This window comes from Limnobacter parvus (genome assembly GCF_024623725.1).
Lineage (GTDB): Bacteria > Pseudomonadota > Gammaproteobacteria > Burkholderiales > Burkholderiaceae_B > Limnobacter > Limnobacter parvus.
This window is the reverse complement of sequence record NZ_JANKHG010000016.1, coordinates 141,291-157,777: the sequence shown is the minus strand read 5'-3', so window position 1 is coordinate 157,777 and position 16,487 is coordinate 141,291. Positions and strand designations below refer to the sequence as shown.

General features: G+C 51.9%; 11 protein-coding genes. 7 read left to right on the top strand and 4 right to left on the bottom strand.

Features of this window, described 5'->3' with window-relative positions; genetic code table 11:
* The first annotated feature begins 350 nt into the window (after positions 1–350).
* Positions 351–2,168, top strand: a complete 1,818-nt coding sequence (locus NSP04_RS06025) for a T3SS effector XopP-like protein (protein ID WP_257511441.1) — start codon at positions 351–353, stop codon at positions 2,166–2,168.
* A gap of 2 nt (positions 2,169–2,170) precedes the next feature.
* On the opposite strand, the gene NSP04_RS06020 is transcribed toward NSP04_RS06025, so the two are convergent.
* The 3 genes from NSP04_RS06020 to nirB are packed head-to-tail and all read right to left on the bottom strand — an operon-like array spanning position 2,171 to position 7,850.
* Positions 2,171–5,008, bottom strand: coding sequence for a nitrate reductase (locus tag NSP04_RS06020; protein WP_257511440.1), 2,838 nt, complete (start codon positions 5,006–5,008; stop codon positions 2,171–2,173).
* 14 nt (positions 5,009–5,022) lie between these two features.
* Complete coding sequence (gene nirD / locus NSP04_RS06015) at positions 5,023–5,394, bottom strand: nitrite reductase small subunit NirD (RefSeq protein ID WP_306815271.1); 372 nt, start codon at positions 5,392–5,394, stop codon at positions 5,023–5,025.
* Entirely contained in the window at positions 5,394–7,850 is a 2,457-nt protein-coding gene (gene nirB, locus NSP04_RS06010) for a nitrite reductase large subunit NirB (protein WP_257511439.1), read from the bottom strand. The genes nirD and nirB overlap by 1 nt, the downstream gene beginning before the upstream one ends.
* A 347-nt stretch (positions 7,851–8,197) precedes the next feature.
* Between nirB and tsaD the strand changes: the two genes are divergently transcribed.
* From tsaD to glcF, 6 genes are all read left to right on the top strand, one after another.
* Positions 8,198–9,256, top strand: coding sequence for a tRNA (adenosine(37)-N6)-threonylcarbamoyltransferase complex transferase subunit TsaD (gene tsaD / locus NSP04_RS06005; protein WP_257511438.1), 1,059 nt, complete (start codon positions 8,198–8,200; stop codon positions 9,254–9,256).
* A gap of 641 nt (positions 9,257–9,897) precedes the next feature.
* Positions 9,898–10,506, top strand: a complete 609-nt coding sequence (locus NSP04_RS06000; protein WP_257511437.1) for a J domain-containing protein — start codon at positions 9,898–9,900, stop codon at positions 10,504–10,506.
* A gap of 151 nt (positions 10,507–10,657) precedes the next feature.
* Positions 10,658–11,014 (top strand): hypothetical protein, encoded by a 357-nt coding sequence (locus NSP04_RS05995; protein ID WP_257511436.1) that lies wholly within the window; start codon positions 10,658–10,660, stop codon positions 11,012–11,014.
* Positions 11,015–11,108: 94 nt separating this feature from the next.
* Entirely contained in the window at positions 11,109–12,599 is a 1,491-nt protein-coding gene (locus NSP04_RS05990; protein ID WP_257511435.1) for an FAD-linked oxidase C-terminal domain-containing protein, read from the top strand.
* 12 nt (positions 12,600–12,611) lie between these two features.
* Positions 12,612–13,718, top strand: coding sequence for a glycolate oxidase subunit GlcE (gene glcE, locus NSP04_RS05985; RefSeq protein WP_257511434.1), 1,107 nt, complete (start codon positions 12,612–12,614; stop codon positions 13,716–13,718).
* 10 nt (positions 13,719–13,728) lie between these two features.
* Positions 13,729–14,985 carry a glycolate oxidase subunit GlcF gene (gene glcF, locus NSP04_RS05980; RefSeq protein ID WP_257511433.1) on the top strand — a complete coding sequence of 419 codons (1,257 nt, stop codon included), beginning with the start codon at positions 13,729–13,731 and terminating at the stop codon, positions 14,983–14,985.
* Here the strand turns inward: glcF and NSP04_RS05975 are convergent.
* Positions 14,982–16,388 carry a hypothetical protein gene (locus NSP04_RS05975; protein ID WP_257511432.1) on the bottom strand — a complete coding sequence of 469 codons (1,407 nt, stop codon included), beginning with the start codon at positions 16,386–16,388 and terminating at the stop codon, positions 14,982–14,984. The genes glcF and NSP04_RS05975 overlap by 4 nt on opposite strands.
* Positions 16,389–16,487: the final 99 nt, after the last annotated feature.

Below are 16,487 nucleotides of genomic sequence, written 5' to 3'. Positions count from 1 at the left end.
CTTCACCAAAACGATGTGTTGGCGGCCCATTTGAAATGAAACGAAAATAAGGCTCAATGAGCCAAATCCATTTTGATGCTTGAAAATCGCAACTCAATGGCAAACGAACCTAAATGTGACGAAACGCCCGAGAACCCCAAATGACCAACAGAATTACCACAGCTGCGATCGCTTTTGCCAATCAAACCAACCCGGTTGCATTGCCCGAAAGAACCGCCATATCAAGGGCAGCCCAAGAATTGGCACGTCATTTTAAAGCGCAACAAACTTCCGCACCTGCTGAAAGGCCAAAAACCATCGAGGCGCTGCAGAATCGTTATCTTGAATTCACCGACAACGTGAATATTTCAATGGTGCAAGCCGAAGAGTTGCGAGAACAACTGGAAAGCAACCCACACAACATTGCGTTAATTCCTGAGATAGAGGAAATCAAGCTGATTATTCAAAGTCTTTTGGCTGAACTGCCGGCAATGCCTCGCGGTAAAATTGTGGCTACCAATGGCGCAGATCTCTATGAGGGGTTAACTTCTAATCTGCATTACTTTCTGTCGCATGAAATCGACTTGAAAGCGATGCGGGCTCTTCCCGAAATAGCTCGAAGCAGTGTTTGTCTGAATTCTGCCGTTATTGATATTGATGCATTGATGAAACACATCGAGGCAGAACAAAAATTTGAAGAACTAAAAACGCCGTCCAGAGAGCTTATAGAAAACGCGCTACGAACTTACGCACTGAATCCAAATATCCAAACCCTCAAACTGGAAAACATTATTACGAATTCATACAATCGAGTTCACCAAATTCAAAGAGCACTAAAGAATTATGCTTACTTTGACTCTGTTGCAGAACAGTGTGACAAGTTCTTCGTATCCCAAAGACACTTGATTCCAAGAATTCTGGAGAAGGTCGAAGAATGCTATCAACAAACAATGGAAATACAACCCAAATCATTTGTAAAAATGATTATGCAAGATGGTGCATTCGTTGAAATAGAGAACAAGGATCAAGCTGACAATGATCACCATGTCTTCGTGAAACTACTGCCAAAAATTGAAGAGCTGAGTGAACTTGGGATTTCCACCCTGGCGCATCTGATTGAAACTGCGTCTGAAAGCCAACACCCGCTGCACACAGAGCAGCGCTTATTACGCCAACTTAACGACTTGTGTTACTTCACGGAAAAGTTCAGCTGGGCGATCCGTGAATTGTGTGCCAAAGAGGGTCTGCAAGATTTGCTGGTACAGGCGACTGAGGACACTACTGCCACTGATGACTCAATTACACTCAATTTGAATGCGAGTTTAGGCGGCCTAACGATAGACAACACCAAGGCCAACATTGTTGTCGACTCTACGATCGAACCGACACATGAAGAAAGGCTTGAGTTAAGGACAAAACGGACTACTGGTTTACTGGAAAAGTGCGGTCAAATATTGGCAATTAATCCCATTGGTATGCTTGAAAGCGTACAACGCAATCCCGGCTTTTACTCTCCAGCAACGGTTATGCAAATCTACAGGGTGTTCACTGCCCAGTCGCTGAAGGTTTGCGGCGCAGCGTCCTCTGCCAAGTCGCGAATTGAACGTGAACTTCAACACAGTCAGTTAAGTCCAGAGATTCGAACTCTTTTGGAAAGCCATTCCAACAGGTTGAGTGAATTGGCAAAAAATCTTGAACAGGAAATGCATTATGCTGCAACAGATGACTTTAAGTTCAGCGTACTAAAGCAGCATAGAACACCACGGGCTGAGTCATGGGCCACATTAGTTGAACATGAGCAGCTTGACTCGATTTCATTAAAGCCAAAACTGCCAAGTGCCGACCGAGACGATCATCTGTATGAATTTGAGCTTGCACCCAAATCAGATTCCTCGGGTAAGCAATTTCCAAGCGTGTGGCTGCATGTCCATTTGAATAAAAATTTACACAAACCCGCGCAGTGGCAATCGCTTGAACAGGCGGATGTGAAAGCAGCGCACTTGAAGCCAGACCATGCGCGCAATTTGGGAGCGAAGTGGCAAGAAGCACAACGCGCACTGGGCAATTACAACACAGTGGTTGAACGTTCAAGGGTGAATATTGAATTCATCAAGCTTGTTGCGAGCAAAGTTGAAGCCACGGCAGAGCAATCGAAAAATCACAAGAAAAGCAAAAGCAGGAGAAAGTAAAACTACGTGAGTAGCACAGCCGCACTGACTTGCGCACGAATCAGCTTGCGAATTTCAGGCGCACAAGAACCACACTGAGTGCCGCATTTCAGTGTGCCTTGCAAAACACCCAGCAGGTCGTTTTCGCTGGCATTCGGAGTTTTCGCACAGGCGATTGCAATATTCGCCTGAATGGATTGTTCAGAAACACCCACACAATTGCACACCATGCGTACTACTTCGGTTTGCACACCAGGTGGCTGGCTTGCGGGGGCCAGCAAAAAACTACGAATTGGCATCACATCGAGTTGCTGGTCGAAGTAATTTCGCAACCAACCTTCCGATTCAATATTGCCCGCCAGAAACACTTTACTCAACGTCGCTGTTTGCGCCTGCGGCGTGCCAGCCACCTTCACGCCAATGCGTCGTCGTGCATCGGTCTTCGGGTCGGAATACACCAGCACGTCTGAACCATCGCATTCAAACAATGTTTGTAATTGGTCAATGATTTCTTTGGCGGGCGCATTTGCGCTGGCTGCGCGAAACAATACACCAGTTTGTTCGCGGCCAACGGGCACGCATACAGCGGCATCAAATTCTGAGTACAAGGCACGGGCTTTTTGCCACAAGCCTAGCCAATGCTCGCTGTAAACGAACACCACCACTTGCCAGGGCAAATGAACACGCTGAATATTCACGGCTGAATGCTTCAGTTCCGGCTGTTTGGAATACGGATCGAACGCTTCGATGGTGAGTGCGTTCACCCCCCCCACACCCGATTTTCCACCGAAAAATTCGGGCCCCCAATGCATGGGCAATACAGCTTGATTTCGTGCAACTGACTCATCTTCTTTTGCACGCAGGGTAATTGTGGCGCGGCGTGATTTCACGGAAACCCAGCTGCTGGGCTTTAAGTTCAATCGCTTGAAGTCAGCAGGGTGCATGGCAACAACAGGCTCGGCTTCATGCGAGAAAAACTCAGCGAGTGTGCCGGTGCGGCTGCCGCCATGCCATTGGTCGCGCAAGCGCCCTGTGTTCAAGCGCCATGGAAAGCGCGCATCGGCCTCTTCGGCCACTGGTTCATAGTGTGCAAACACAAATTTCGCCTTGCCGGTGGCTGTGGGGTAGACCCCATCTTCGTACAGGCGGGCTTTGCCCTCAGAAACGCCTTCGGGCATGGGCCACTGTTGCGGGCCCTTTGTCTCCAACACCGCATAACTTAAACCGGTAATGTCCAGGTCAAGGCCCCGCGTGGTTTCGCGGTGCTCGTTGAAAATTTCTTCTGTATTGCTGTACGGCATGAAAGCATGAATGCCGCTATTGATGCGCGGGCTTTCCACACCAAGCTTTTTCAACTCCACTTCCAGCCGCTTTGCAAACTCAACCACAATTTGCCAATCGTTTTTTGAATCGGCGTAGGCTGGCATTGCAGGCAGCACGCGGCTAATTCGCCTTTCACTGTTCGTGACCGTGCCTTCTTTTTCGCCCCAAGTGGTGGCGGGCAGCAGCACATCGGCATACTGCACGGTGGCAGGAGTTAGGTAGGCGTCTTGCACCACAACCAGTTCAGCATTTTGCATGGCACGCGCCACTTTCTGGGAATTGGGCAGTGAGTGCGCAGGGTTGGTACAGGCGACCCACACCGCTTTTATTTTGCCTTGCTCCAGTTGATCGAACATTTCAACCGCACTGGCACCGGGTGTTGCGCTAATTTGCTTGACGCCCCAAAAGGCAGCCACTTCAGCCACATGTGCAGGATTGTTCAATTCACGGTGCGCAGGCAACAACGTAGACAGTCCACCCACTTCACGGCCACCCATTGCATTGGGCTGGCCTGTTAACGAAAACGGACCCGAACCTTCTTTGCCAATTTGGCCTGTGGCCAGGTGCAAAGCAATCAGCGAAGTGTTTTTGTCCGTTCCCGTGGTGGCCTGGTTCAACCCTTGGCAATACAGGGAGAGTGTTCTGCTGCTTTGGGCGAACCAGGTGGCAGCCAATACAATGTCTGCCTCGGGAACTGCACACACACTGGCTGCAAGCTTGGGCGTGTAGGCAGCCAAGCCTTTGGCCATTGCTTCGAACCCCTCGGTGTGTTGGTTGATGTAAGCCATGTCAAGCCAGCCGTTTTGCATCATCACGTGCAGCATGGCGTTGAACAACATCACGTCGGTGCCGGGCTGAATTTTCAAGTGCAAATCAGCCATCAGCGCGGTGTCTGTTGCGCGGGGGTCAACCACAATCAGTTTGTGACCAAGTTTGGCAGCACGTGCGGCTTCAAGCCTGTGGTAAGCCACCGGGTGCGCATACGCCATGTTGGAACCTGCAATGAACACGCAATCGGCCAGCGCTAAATCGTCGTAATTACAGGGTGGCGCATCAGCACCCAGAGTGCGTTTGTAACCGCTCACGGCGCTGCTCATGCACAGGCGTGAATTGGTGTCGATGTTGTTGGTGCCGATCAAACCCTTGGCGAGTTTGTTGAACACGTAATAGTCTTCGGTCAAAAGCTGACCGCTGATGTAAAAGCCAATGCTGTCGGGCCCATAAGTGGCAATCAACCTTGCGAATTCACGCGCGGTGAAATCAAGCGCAGTGTTCCAATCGGTGGGAGCCACTTGCTGATCGCGCTGAATGCGCAACAGGGGCTGGCTTGCACGCACCTGCCCGTACACATTTTCAGAAGCGGTTTCGGCCAGTTTGCTGCCTTTGCTGCACAGCTTGCCCCAGTTGGCCGGGTGGCTTTCATCGCCCTTCACTTCAATAATTTTTCCGGCTTGCGTGCTGACCACCACACCACAACCCACACCGCAATATGGGCAGGTTGTTTTGGTACTTTGAATGGGTTGCAGCAATTCAGTCATTGTGAAAGTTGCCCTTAAATACCGTGGTTTTTCACTTCGCTGGCTTTCAAATGTACGCGGCCATCCACCACCTGCACTGTGAACTTTGCAGTGCAGCCTTCATCGGGTTCGCGCGCGCAACCGTCCGCCAAACCAATTTGCCAATTGTGCAAGGGGCAAGTGACGGTGGTGCCGTGCACAATACCTTGGCTTAGCGGGCCTTTTTTGTGGGGGCATTCATCCAGCAATGCGAAAACCTGCTCTTCGGAATTGCGAAAAACTGCAATGTCTTGACCGGTGGGGCGACGCACAATTCTTGAACCCAGCACCGGGATGTCTTCCACTGCGCAAATGTCGATCCATTCCATTTGAATTTCCTTTTGTTCCTTCAGTAACGAAGCCGACATTAAACCACCTCCGCCAATTTGATTGGAATGAATTGGCGCAAATCAACCTGCGCTTCTTTGGGCTTGTGCCACGGGTCTTCTTCAATCGCCAATGCAGCCTGAAGTTCGGCCCACAGTGCGTTGCGGTTGGCCACGTCATCAACCACGCGGGCCTTGGCGTGTTCAAGCCCCACGCGCTCGAGGTAATGCACCGTGCGCTCTAGGTACCAGCCTTCCTTGCGGTATAGCTGCAGGAATGCACCACTCACTGCCATTACTTCTTCAGATGTTTTAACGCGACACAAAAACTGGGCCACTTCGGTTTTTATACCGCCGTTACCACCCACATAGATTTCCCAACCGGAATCTACGCCGATTACACCCACGTCTTTAATGCCACTTTCGGCACAATTGCGCGGGCAACCCGACACCGCCAATTTCACCTTGTGGGGCGCGTACATTTTGAACAACCCGCGCTCAAGGTCTTTGCCCATTTGCGTACTGTCTTGCGTACCAAAACGACACCATTCACTGCCCACACAGGTTTTTACTGTGCGCAAACCTTTCGCATAAGCATGTCCACTGGGCATGTCCAAATCTTTCCACACGCTTTGCAAATCTTCCTTTTTCACACCCAGCAAGTCGATGCGCTGGCCGCCCGTCACTTTCACGGTGGGGATGTTGTACTTGTCGACCACATCAGCAATGCGGCGCAATTCAGCAGCAGTTGTTTCGCCACCCCACATGCGCGGCACCACTGAATAGGTTTTGTCTTTTTGAATATTGGCGTGTGCACGTTCATTGATAAAGCGGCTTTGTGGATCGTCCACCGCCTCGCCAGGCCAGGAACTGATCAAGTAATAATTCACAGCCGGGCGGCAGCTTGCACAGCCATTCGGGGTGCGCCAGTTCATGGTGGCGAACACTTCTTCTTTGGTGGTTAAGTGGTGCTTGAAGATTGCATCGCGAACCACTTGGTGCCCATGGTCAGTACAACCACACATGGGTTTTGTTTTCGGTGTGGCGGAATAATCGGCACCCGCAGTGCTCATCAAAATCTGTTCACACAAACCCGTGCATGAACCACAACTTGCGCTGGCCTTGGTGTGCTTGCGCACTTCTTCAATGGTGAACAAACCTTTGGTCTTAATGGCCTGAACAATGGCGCCTTTGCACACACCGTTGCAACCGCACACCTCATCGGTATCCAACATTTTGCTGGCCTGGCTTTGGCCCTCGTGGCCAGTGTCACCAATGTTGTTTTGACCAAACATCAGCTTTTCGCGAATTTCATTGATGGCTTTGCCTTCACGCATCAGCTTGAAATACCAGGAACCGTCGACCGTGTCGCCATATAGGCAAGCACCAATCAGCTTGTCTTCTTTAATCACCAATTTTTTGTACACGCCACCGATTGGGTCAGAAAGCAGCAGTTCTTCGCAACCCTCACCGCCCATGAAATTGCCAGCAGAAAACAAATCAACGCCTGTTACTTTCAGCTTGGTAGAAGTTACCGAGCCTTCGTAACGACCAATACCAAACTGCGCCAAGTGGTTGGCACACACCTTGGCCTGTTCAAACAAGGGGGCCACCAAGCCATAGGCAATACCACGGTGGCTGGCACATTCACCCACTGAATAAATTTTCGGGTCGGTAATGGTTTGCATGGTGTCGTTGACCACCACACCACGGTTGCACAACAGTCCGCTGCTGGCAGCCAGCTTGTCGTTCGGGCGAATACCCACGGCCATCACCACCAAATCCGCATCGTGAATGTTGCCATCGGTAAATTCAATTTTCGCAACACGTCCATCTGCGCCCTCATGCAAGGCTTTTGTGTTTTTAGAAAGCAAAAACTTCAGACCTTTGGTTTCAAGGCTTTTCTGCAGCAAACCGGCGGCAGTGGGGTCAAGTTGACGTTCCATCAACCAGGTGGGCAAGTGCACCACACTGACATCCATGCCCTGCAAGGCCAAGCCGTTGGCGGCTTCAAGCCCCAACAATCCGCCGCCGATGACCACCGCCTTTTTGTATTGCGTGGCCGCTTCCAACATGGCTTCGGTGTCTGCTATGTCGCGGTAACCAATTACTCCGGGCAATGTGGAGCCAGGCACTGGCAGAATGAATGAGTTGGAGCCGGTGGCTAGTAACAAGCGATCGTATTGGGCATGGGTGCCGTCTGCACACTTCACAATGCGCTTAATGCGGTCAATCTCGGTAACCTCGCGGCCCACGTGCAAGGTAATGTTGTTGCTGGTGTACCAGTCCCAATCGTTCAACACGATTTCTTCGAACTTCTGCTCACCAGCCAGTACGGGCGACAACATGATGCGGTTGTAATTGGGATGCGGCTCAGCACCAAACACCGTGATTTCATACAGTTCAGGTGCAAGCTTAATGAGCTCTTCAACCACCCGAATACCGGCCATGCCGTTACCGATTACCACCAGCTTCTGTTTTTTGACCGACATCAGCATAGATTCAATCCCAATTTACCCAAAAAAAAACGGCCCCCGGCTGCACGAAGCAGCACGGACGCCGTTGTCCAACTCCCTTGGCTGCATTAGCAACCTTGGGAGACCTGTCAATCCACCTGCAGATCGCCGCCGTTGACGACCTACGTTGGTATCTATGCAAGGGGCGTGCCAGCTGTTTTAGACCGGATTTGCACTGTTTTGGCTGGTTTGTGGCAAAGGTGGGGGTTACCGATGCATCAATGCACCACGGCACAGCACCGCAAGGGTGCAGTGCACAAAACAGGGATTCCACTTTCAGGTGTCAGGCTGGTTTAAAATGCACGCTTCAACTAGTTGGGTAGTGCTGCGTGAATTCTTCAAAAATTGTGCTTGGCTTTGAAAGCTCGTGTGACGAGACTGGTGTAGCGCTGTGTACAACCGACGGCCGAATCCTGGGGCAAGCGCTGTATTCGCAAATTGCCATGCACAAAGACTATGGTGGCGTGGTGCCGGAATTGGCCTCACGCGACCACATTCGCAGGCTAATTCCTTTGATGGATGAAACCTTTGCGCAAGCCGGCATCACCATGAAGCAAGTCGATGCAATTGCCGTAACTACAGGCCCCGGCCTGCCCGGCGCTTTGATGGCTGGTTGTGCATTTGCCTACAGCCTGGCCATGGGCCTAAATTTGCCAGTGATACCAGTGCACCATCTGGAAGGACATTTGTTGTCGCCGTTGTTGTCGGCCAATCCACCCGCTTTTCCTTTCACTGCTTTGCTGGTCAGCGGCGGGCACACCCAATTGATGGGCGTGGAAGGATTGGGCAAATATACCTTGCTGGGCGAAACTCTGGACGATGCCGCAGGCGAGGCATTCGACAAAACTGCGAAAATGATCGGTTTGCCCTACCCGGGTGGCCCGGCATTGTCGAAGCTTGCGGAAATCGGTAACCCGGAACGCTTCAAACTGCCCCGTCCGATGTTGCACAGCGGCGATTACATGTTCAGCTTTTCTGGACTAAAAACTGCCGTGCTGACCACAGCGATGAAACTGGCGGGCGTTGGCCAGCCTTCGGAAACCATGGTGATTTCCGATACCGACAAAGCCGACCTAGCCGCAAGCTTTCAAGCGGCCATTGTGGAAACGCTGGTGAAAAAAGCGCTTGCAGCCTGCATGCACCTGGACCACAAAAGGCTGGTGGTGGCTGGTGGTGTGGGCGCGAACAAATTGCTGCGCGAGCAACTGGTGAAGGCTTCAGGCAAGCGTGGCATTGAAGTGTATTTCCCTGAACTCAGCCTTTGCACAGACAATGGCGCGATGATTGCGTTTGCAGGGGCCATGCAGTTGGCAAAGAACCCTGCGCTGCTGGATGCGCGGGATTACGGCATGTTGACCAGGCCGAGATGTGAATTGGCGACTTCTTAGTTGAAAGCGCAAATAACGCTGCCATACAAAATCGCAGGTGTCACATCAACTCGGCGTGGTTCACCTGTCCCGCACTGAAAACCGCTTAATCCCTTTTTGAAATTCATCTTTCGCTCACCGAATTAGGCAAAACAGACGGCCTAATTCGGAGTCGGCATGCTGCCGAACGCTCTCGATGAATTCAAACGGGGCGGTTTTCTTAAAGTGCGGAACAAGCAAACCCACTGCCGAGCTGACTAGACAAGCATCTGCGCGCAAATCCGGCAAGTTTTCTAACTGGTCATCGTGCGACAACCCCCACGTTCAGCTTTTAATCACAGGCCGAGTCCGTCAGCACCCGCGCAACATCGTGCCAGCGTGATTAATCACCTTTTTAGTTCAGTCCCAATCAGCTGCGACGTTCCTATCGCCACGCCTTCAGGAAAACCTGCCCGTTTGAATTCACACGCCACGGTCGGCTGCAAGCCGACATTGAGTTCGGCCGTTAGTTTTGCCGAATTCAATGAGTCAGTGTGAACTTCAAAAAGGGATCAACAGGTTTTCAGGCGGGCGATAGGAACGTCGCTGCTGATTGGGATGAAAAAATCTGGAACTTTCCTGTTTCAAAAACCACGGAGTTCTTTGGGCCATGGAGTCTTCACATGTCTGTACTTTTACATCCACAAGTATTTGCTGTATTTCCAAACTCGCTTAACCACCATGAGCATGAATTCGCACAGCTTTTCATTGAGCACGCCATAAGAACCATTGTGGCAGATCTACTGTTGAACATGCTATTGAGTCAGCAAGCCAATTCTGGCTTTCGGTTCCCGCCTTACACACCACCGCGACCCAATCAATTTAAACAACCGCCACAATTTTTCAATTCAATGCCCCGGCAAAAGTCCAATGTTGAACACACGCTACCCAACAAGCCCAAGGAAGTGGCTGCCTCAACATTTGTAGCGCAAGCCAGCGGCGCCGTGAAAGGCGTTCAAGGCATTGCCACAAAGTTTGACCCGAATGGTAAGACACAAAAAGAGCAGCTAGCGGTTGCGCTACATTTGAATGCTTTTCAACAGGCCGAAACCCCTGCAACTGTGCAAGAAACTTACGACCAACTAAAAACTTCGCTCAACAAGCTGGTGCGCCGCCTTGGCCTTCTGGTTCATCCCGATAAAAACCCGGCCCCTGAGGCCACAGAAGCATTCAAACAACTCAATGATCTCCGCGAAAAATTCGACAACACCCGGAACACAGCAACCCAATGATGCTCAACTTGAAGCTTGCCCGGTCTGCTGGGAAACCGACAGCCGGCAAGCACCACAAACTGACTTCTGCTCCAACCAACACAAAGCCTGTGCAAATTGTGTCAAAAGGCTTGCTGAACAAGCAATTCAAGACCATTCCACGCTGCCCTGCATGATTTGCAGAAAACCAATCAATCCGGAAATAGCGCTGCAATCGGCCCTGAAGGCATTGAAATCAATTAATACATGTGCAACGGGCCTTAAAATTTCCGATATGCAGTCCACACACTGGATTTTGTACGCGCGGGACATAGACATTGACCAAACCATTGAACTGGAAGGGCAGGAGTTCACCAAGCGCGACTGCCTGGTTCAGGCGGCCAAAGCAATGCCAACCCACATTGATGCATGGGCAGAACTAGGTGTTTCACTGACTGAAGGCGAACGCGTGGTTATTCGCGGAAAATCGTATGACAAGGCAAGATGCTTCGTGAAAGCATCCAGTGCTGCCCGCACGGCTTCGGCTTAAGTTTTTGCATTAATCAAGAGATCTTCGGGCAAGCACCAATTACCAATCGCAATCAGAAATGGGTATCCTTGTAGGCTGTTGATGAGGTACCCCCATGAATGCGCCCACCGAAGATTTCATACTAAACGCAGCCCAAAGGGCAGAGGTTATCGCTGGCCTGAACCAGATTCTGCCTGCGCATGCTGTTTTGCATGAAGTGGAAGACACCAAACCCTATGAATGCGACGGCTTAAGCCTGTTTCGGCAACTGCCCATGGTGGTTGCACTGCCAGACACTGAAGAACAGGTTATTCAAATCCTGAAGCTGGCTAACCGGCTGAACGTGCCTGTAGTGGCGCGCGGTGCAGGCACTGGTCTTTCCGGTGGTGCTCAACCCCACAAGCACGGCATTTTGCTGGGCTTGGCCAAGTTCAACAAAATTTTGAAAGTGGATGTGCAATCGCGCAGCGCCGTGGTGCAACCGGGTGTGCGCAACCTGGCCATTTCTGAAGCCGTGGCCCAACACCAGTTGTACTACGCGCCAGACCCTTCCAGCCAAATTGCCTGCACCATTGGTGGCAATGTGGCTGAAAACAGCGGCGGCGTGCACTGCCTGAAATACGGCCTAACGGTGCACAACGTGTTGAAAGTGCGCGCCATTACCATTGAAGGTGAAGTGGTTGAATTCGGTTCCGAAGCACCGGATGCCCCTGGCCTTGAACTGTTAAACCTGGTCATTGGTTCAGAGGGTATGTTGGCTGTGGTTACCGAGGTTACCGTGAAGCTGGTGCCCAAACCTGCCCTGGCGCAGGTCATCATGGCCAGCTTCGACGACGTGGCCAATGCAGGCAACGCCGTGGCTGCAGTCATTGCCGCCGGCATTATTCCCGCCGGGCTGGAAATGATGGACAAGCGCGCCACACAAATGGTCGAGCCATTTGTGAACGCAGGCTACGACACCGAAGCCGAGGCCATCTTGCTGCTGGAAAGCGATGGTACGCCCGAGGAAGTGGCCGAAGAAATTGCCGAAATGACCCGCGTGCTGAATGGCTGCGGGGCCACCGCCATCAAGGTTTCGCAAAGCGAAGCCGAGCGCTTGAAATTTTGGGCGGGCCGCAAAAATGCATTTCCGGCGGCTGGCCGGGTTTCGCCCGACTACTACTGCATGGACGGCACCATTCCTCGCCGCCGCCTTGCCGATGTGTTGAACGCCATTACCGAGATGGAAAAAAAATATGACATGCGCTGCGCAAACGTTTTCCATGCAGGCGACGGCAATTTGCACCCCCTAATTTTGTTCGATGCCAACAAGCCTGAGGAAATCAAGCGCGCTGAAGATTTCGGTGCGGAAATTCTGGAATTGTGCGTGGAAGTGGGCGGCACAGTAACCGGTGAACATGGCGTGGGCATCGAGAAAATCAACCAGATGTGCGTGCAGTTTTCACGCGCTGAACTGGATACATTTTTTGCCGTTAAAAAAGCCTTCGACGAACCTGGTTTGCTGAACCCCGGCAAAGCCATTCCAACCCTGCACCGCTGTGCGGAATATGGCCGCATGCATGTGCACGGTGGCCAGGTGCCGTTTGCCGACCTGCCACGCTTTTAATAGAACGAGACCATGAGCGACTTTATCGACGACCTGTGCAAACGGGTTGAACTGGCTGCGCGCAACAAAACGCAAATTCGCCCCGTGGGCGGCAGCACCAAAAATTTCTACGGTGGCCCCCTGCAAGGCGAGGAAGTGGACATGCGCCAATGGGCCGGCATTGTGGAATATGAGCCCACAGAACTGGTGATTACTGTAAAACCAGGTACGCCACTGGCTGAAGTCGAAGCTGCCCTGGCAGCGCAAAAGCAGGAATTGGCATTTGAGCCCCCCAGGCTTGGTGCTGGCGGCACCAACGGAGGCACCATAGGCGGAGCCATTGTTAGCGGCCTAGCCGGCCCCGCCCGCTTAAGCAAAGGCGGCGTGAAAGACTATGTACTGGGTTGTACGTTGCTGGATGGCAAAGGCCAACTGCTGCACTTTGGCGGCGTGGTCATGAAAAACGTGGCGGGCTACGATGTGTCCCGCGTTATTCCGGGCAGCATGGGCACGCTGGGCATAGCCACTGAACTGTCGATCAAGGTAATGCCCGTGGCCCCAGCTGAAGCCACTTTACAGTTCGAAATGGATGTGAACCAGGCCATTTCGCAAAGCAACAATTGGCTTTCAAAACCCTTGCCCATTTCCGCCACCTTTTTCGAGAACGGCAAGTTAACCGTGCGCCTGCGTGGTGCCAGTGCAGCCGTACAAGCCGCTTTGAAAAACGTGGGTGGGCAAGAAATGGAAAACCAACAGGCGCAAGCCTTTTGGACCAATGTGCGCGACCAGCAACATGAATTTTTCACACGCGAGGGCGACCTGTGGCGTTTGGCTGTGCCACCCACCACAGTTGATCTGGCCCTTCACGGTCACAGCGTGCATGAATGGGGCAGCGGCCTGCGCTGGTTCCGTGCCGATGAAAACAATAGCAGCGGCAACGGCAAAACCGCAGAACAAATCCGCGCCCTGGCCAAACGCGTGGGTGGCCACGCCACCCTGTACCGCACGGCCAATGAAGCTGCACGTGCGCATGCATTTCAGCAACCCGACGCGGTCATGCTGAAGTTGCAACGCCGCCTGAAAGAACAATTCGACCCGGCTGGTGTGTTTAGCATCAACCGCCTGTCACCTATTTTGTAAGTAGAGCGTAATGGACACCCAACTCGCCGACTGGATCAAAGACACCCCCGATGGCAAAGCCGCCGATGCTATTTTGCGCAAGTGCGTGCACTGCGGTTTTTGTACAGCCACCTGCCCCACTTACCAAATTCTGGGCGATGAACTCGACAGCCCACGCGGCCGCATTTACCTGATCAAACAAGTGCTGGAAGGCAAGCAGGTTACCCGCAAAACCCAACAACATTTGGACCGCTGCCTAACCTGCCGCAACTGCGAAACTACCTGCCCATCGGGTGTGAAATATGGGCAGTTGATCGACATTGGCCGCAAAATTGTGGATGAACGGGTCGAGCGCCCCATGGCTGAAAAGCTGACGCGCCAAAGCCTAAAAATGCTGATGACCAATCGCTCCATGTTTACAGCTGGCATGACCATGGGCAAGGCAGTGCGTGGCATATTGCCCGCCAGCATTCAGAAAAAAGTACCCGCCAAGCGCACCACCCTGCCCTTCGCCAACACAGCCCACACGCGCAAAGTCATTTTGCTGAAGGGTTGTGTGCAGCCCGCCATGATGCCGTCAATTGATTCTGCAACATCGGTCATTCTGGACGCACTGGGCATTCAAAGCATGGTGATTCAAGAATCGGGTTGCTGTGGCGCAGTGAAGTTTCACTTGAACGACCACGCTGGTGGTTTGGCACAGATGAAAACCAATATTGATGCGTGGCATTCATTGCTGCAAAGCGGTGAAGCCGAGGCCTTAGTGATGAATGCTTCTGGCTGCGGCGTTACCGTGCGTGAATACGCGCATCACTTCGAGAACGACGCAGAATACGCCGCCAAAGCCAAACTGGTCAGCGAAAAAACTTTGGACATTGGCGAATTCATTACCCAACAAAATGCCGATGGCTTGGCCCGTTTGGGCACCAAGGTAAAAGCTGCCATTGAACAACAGCGCATACCGGGCTCCATTGCATTTCATCCACCCTGCACGCTGCAACACGGCCAACAAATCAAGGGCGTGATTGAAAACGTACTCACCACACTGGGTTTTCAGCTAACGCCTGTGGCCGACTCTCATTTGTGTTGTGGCTCGGCTGGCACCTATTCAGTGTTGCAACCCGAACTGTCGAAAGAACTGAAAAAGCGCAAGCTGGCCAATTTGATGGCGGGCAAACCGCAGGCCATTGCATCGGCCAACATTGGTTGCCTGGGGCATTTGGAAAGTGACGCCACGGTTGATGTGCGCCACTGGGTGGAATGGGTGGCGCAGGCGGTTTATAATTAATCGAGTTTGACAACCGGGCCTATGGTGATTTTGGCAGGATTGTTTTTCTCTGCCTGCCAGCCTTCGCTTAGCCCGAACCCCCTAAGCCATATATTGGAAAAAAACCTTGAATCACCTACGTTTTTTTCGTTCACCATGTCGCTGAACTCATCGACTGTTTTCACCATCTGGCCGCCGCTTTCTACCCAAATTTCCATTCGGCCGGGCGAAAACTTGATTTGGGCTGTAGTTTCTTTGCCTGGCTCAACCTTTACCGATCTTGAAGAAGTAGCGCTTTGTAATTGCTGACCATTGAGCCATCTATTTGAAGCAATTAAATCCAGACTCTGAATGTTTTGTTCAATCAAATCACCCTCAAAGCTCTGGGCTTTTAGGCCTGGTTTGGCCAAGTAAGTAAAAGCACTTCCCACAACAAAACGATTGGCATCTTCCGGATTCATCGGTGTGTACTTCATTTGATATGTACCAAACACGTCACCACCGGTCAGTTCCGCGATTGTGTCAGATTCAACTTCAGCGCCCACACCATTGTAAGAAAGCTCGATATTGTCTCCGACCACTTTCACATTCTTGGAGGAAAAAGCGCTTAAAAACGGGGGCGCGTTTTGACCGTCCCTGGCCTTCCAATCACTTCCCGACACCAACACAGTGCCGCCTTCCACTTTGGAAGAACCACTTACAGCCATGGCTTTCATCGGTGCAGCAGTAACAGCCTCAGCCTTTGCAACACCGTTGCCAGCACCCCCGGCATTTGCGCCCCCGCCAGCATACAAATTTACTGACGCTGGAATGGCGCCCGTAGCCTGCTGCAGCCACGCCATGTCGTCGCGGATTGGGGCTTCGGTCATGGGAAGGCGTCGCGGCGAACTGGGAATATTTTCCCACTCGCGTTCTGTCATCTCTACTGCCAGTTGATGAACAAGGTCGGTATTCCACTCATTCGCATCGAGCGTGAATGAACACCCACCCTGCTGGCTCATGGCTTCTTTGACGAACTGCAACCCGGAATGCGCCAAATTGGCATCCAGGCCGAACCCTTCAAGCTTGGAAATGAATCCGTTGTTTCCAAGAATATCTGTTTCCCAATTCACCTGATTGTTTGAACTGGCATCGCGCAGCATAGCAGTTGCCACATCAAGTGTTTCATTCAGGTTTAAGCGATTCTCCGCACCTTGTATCTTACCGATCAGGCTTTCTGAAAGCCCGACTTTTCTGGCGGCGTCAACGAACCCGCTTGTTTGAAAGTAGGCATTGCCAGCCTGGTTAGCCAGGCCATATTCGCCCGTTAATGCCTCTACCGACTTTTCTTTGATGGCGGGCAAGCTGCCGTAGCCCAAGTAGTCGAATTCTGCTAAACGGCTTTTCTTAGTGCCTTCAATGCGTTCAATAAATTCTTGTGCCACAGCAACCTCGGTCTAGTTTTTTTAAGTTAAATAGCTACAAGAGTTAAGTACCCAAAAAAAATCCGGAGTTCCCTTAGAATTTAAATGCACTGTGTTTTC

Excerpts from the sequence above, each read along its gene's own strand:
- NSP04_RS06020 (WP_257511440.1), bottom strand. The coding sequence starts at position 5,008 with ATGACTGAATTGCTGCAACCCATTCAAAGTACCAAAACAACCTGCCCA.
- NSP04_RS06025 (WP_257511441.1), top strand. The coding sequence starts at position 351 with ATGGTGCAAGCCGAAGAGTTGCGAGAACAACTGGAAAGCAACCCACAC.
- nirB (WP_257511439.1), bottom strand. The coding sequence starts at position 7,850 with ATGCTGATGTCGGTCAAAAAACAGAAGCTGGTGGTAATCGGTAACGGC.
- glcF (WP_257511433.1), top strand. The coding sequence starts at position 13,729 with ATGGACACCCAACTCGCCGACTGGATCAAAGACACCCCCGATGGCAAA.
- NSP04_RS05995 (WP_257511436.1), top strand. The coding sequence starts at position 10,658 with ATGATTTGCAGAAAACCAATCAATCCGGAAATAGCGCTGCAATCGGCC.
- nirD (WP_306815271.1), bottom strand. The coding sequence starts at position 5,394 with ATGTCGGCTTCGTTACTGAAGGAACAAAAGGAAATTCAAATGGAATGG.
- NSP04_RS06000 (WP_257511437.1), top strand. The coding sequence starts at position 9,898 with ATGTCTGTACTTTTACATCCACAAGTATTTGCTGTATTTCCAAACTCG.
- NSP04_RS05990 (WP_257511435.1), top strand. The coding sequence starts at position 11,109 with ATGAATGCGCCCACCGAAGATTTCATACTAAACGCAGCCCAAAGGGCA.
- glcE (WP_257511434.1), top strand. The coding sequence starts at position 12,612 with ATGAGCGACTTTATCGACGACCTGTGCAAACGGGTTGAACTGGCTGCG.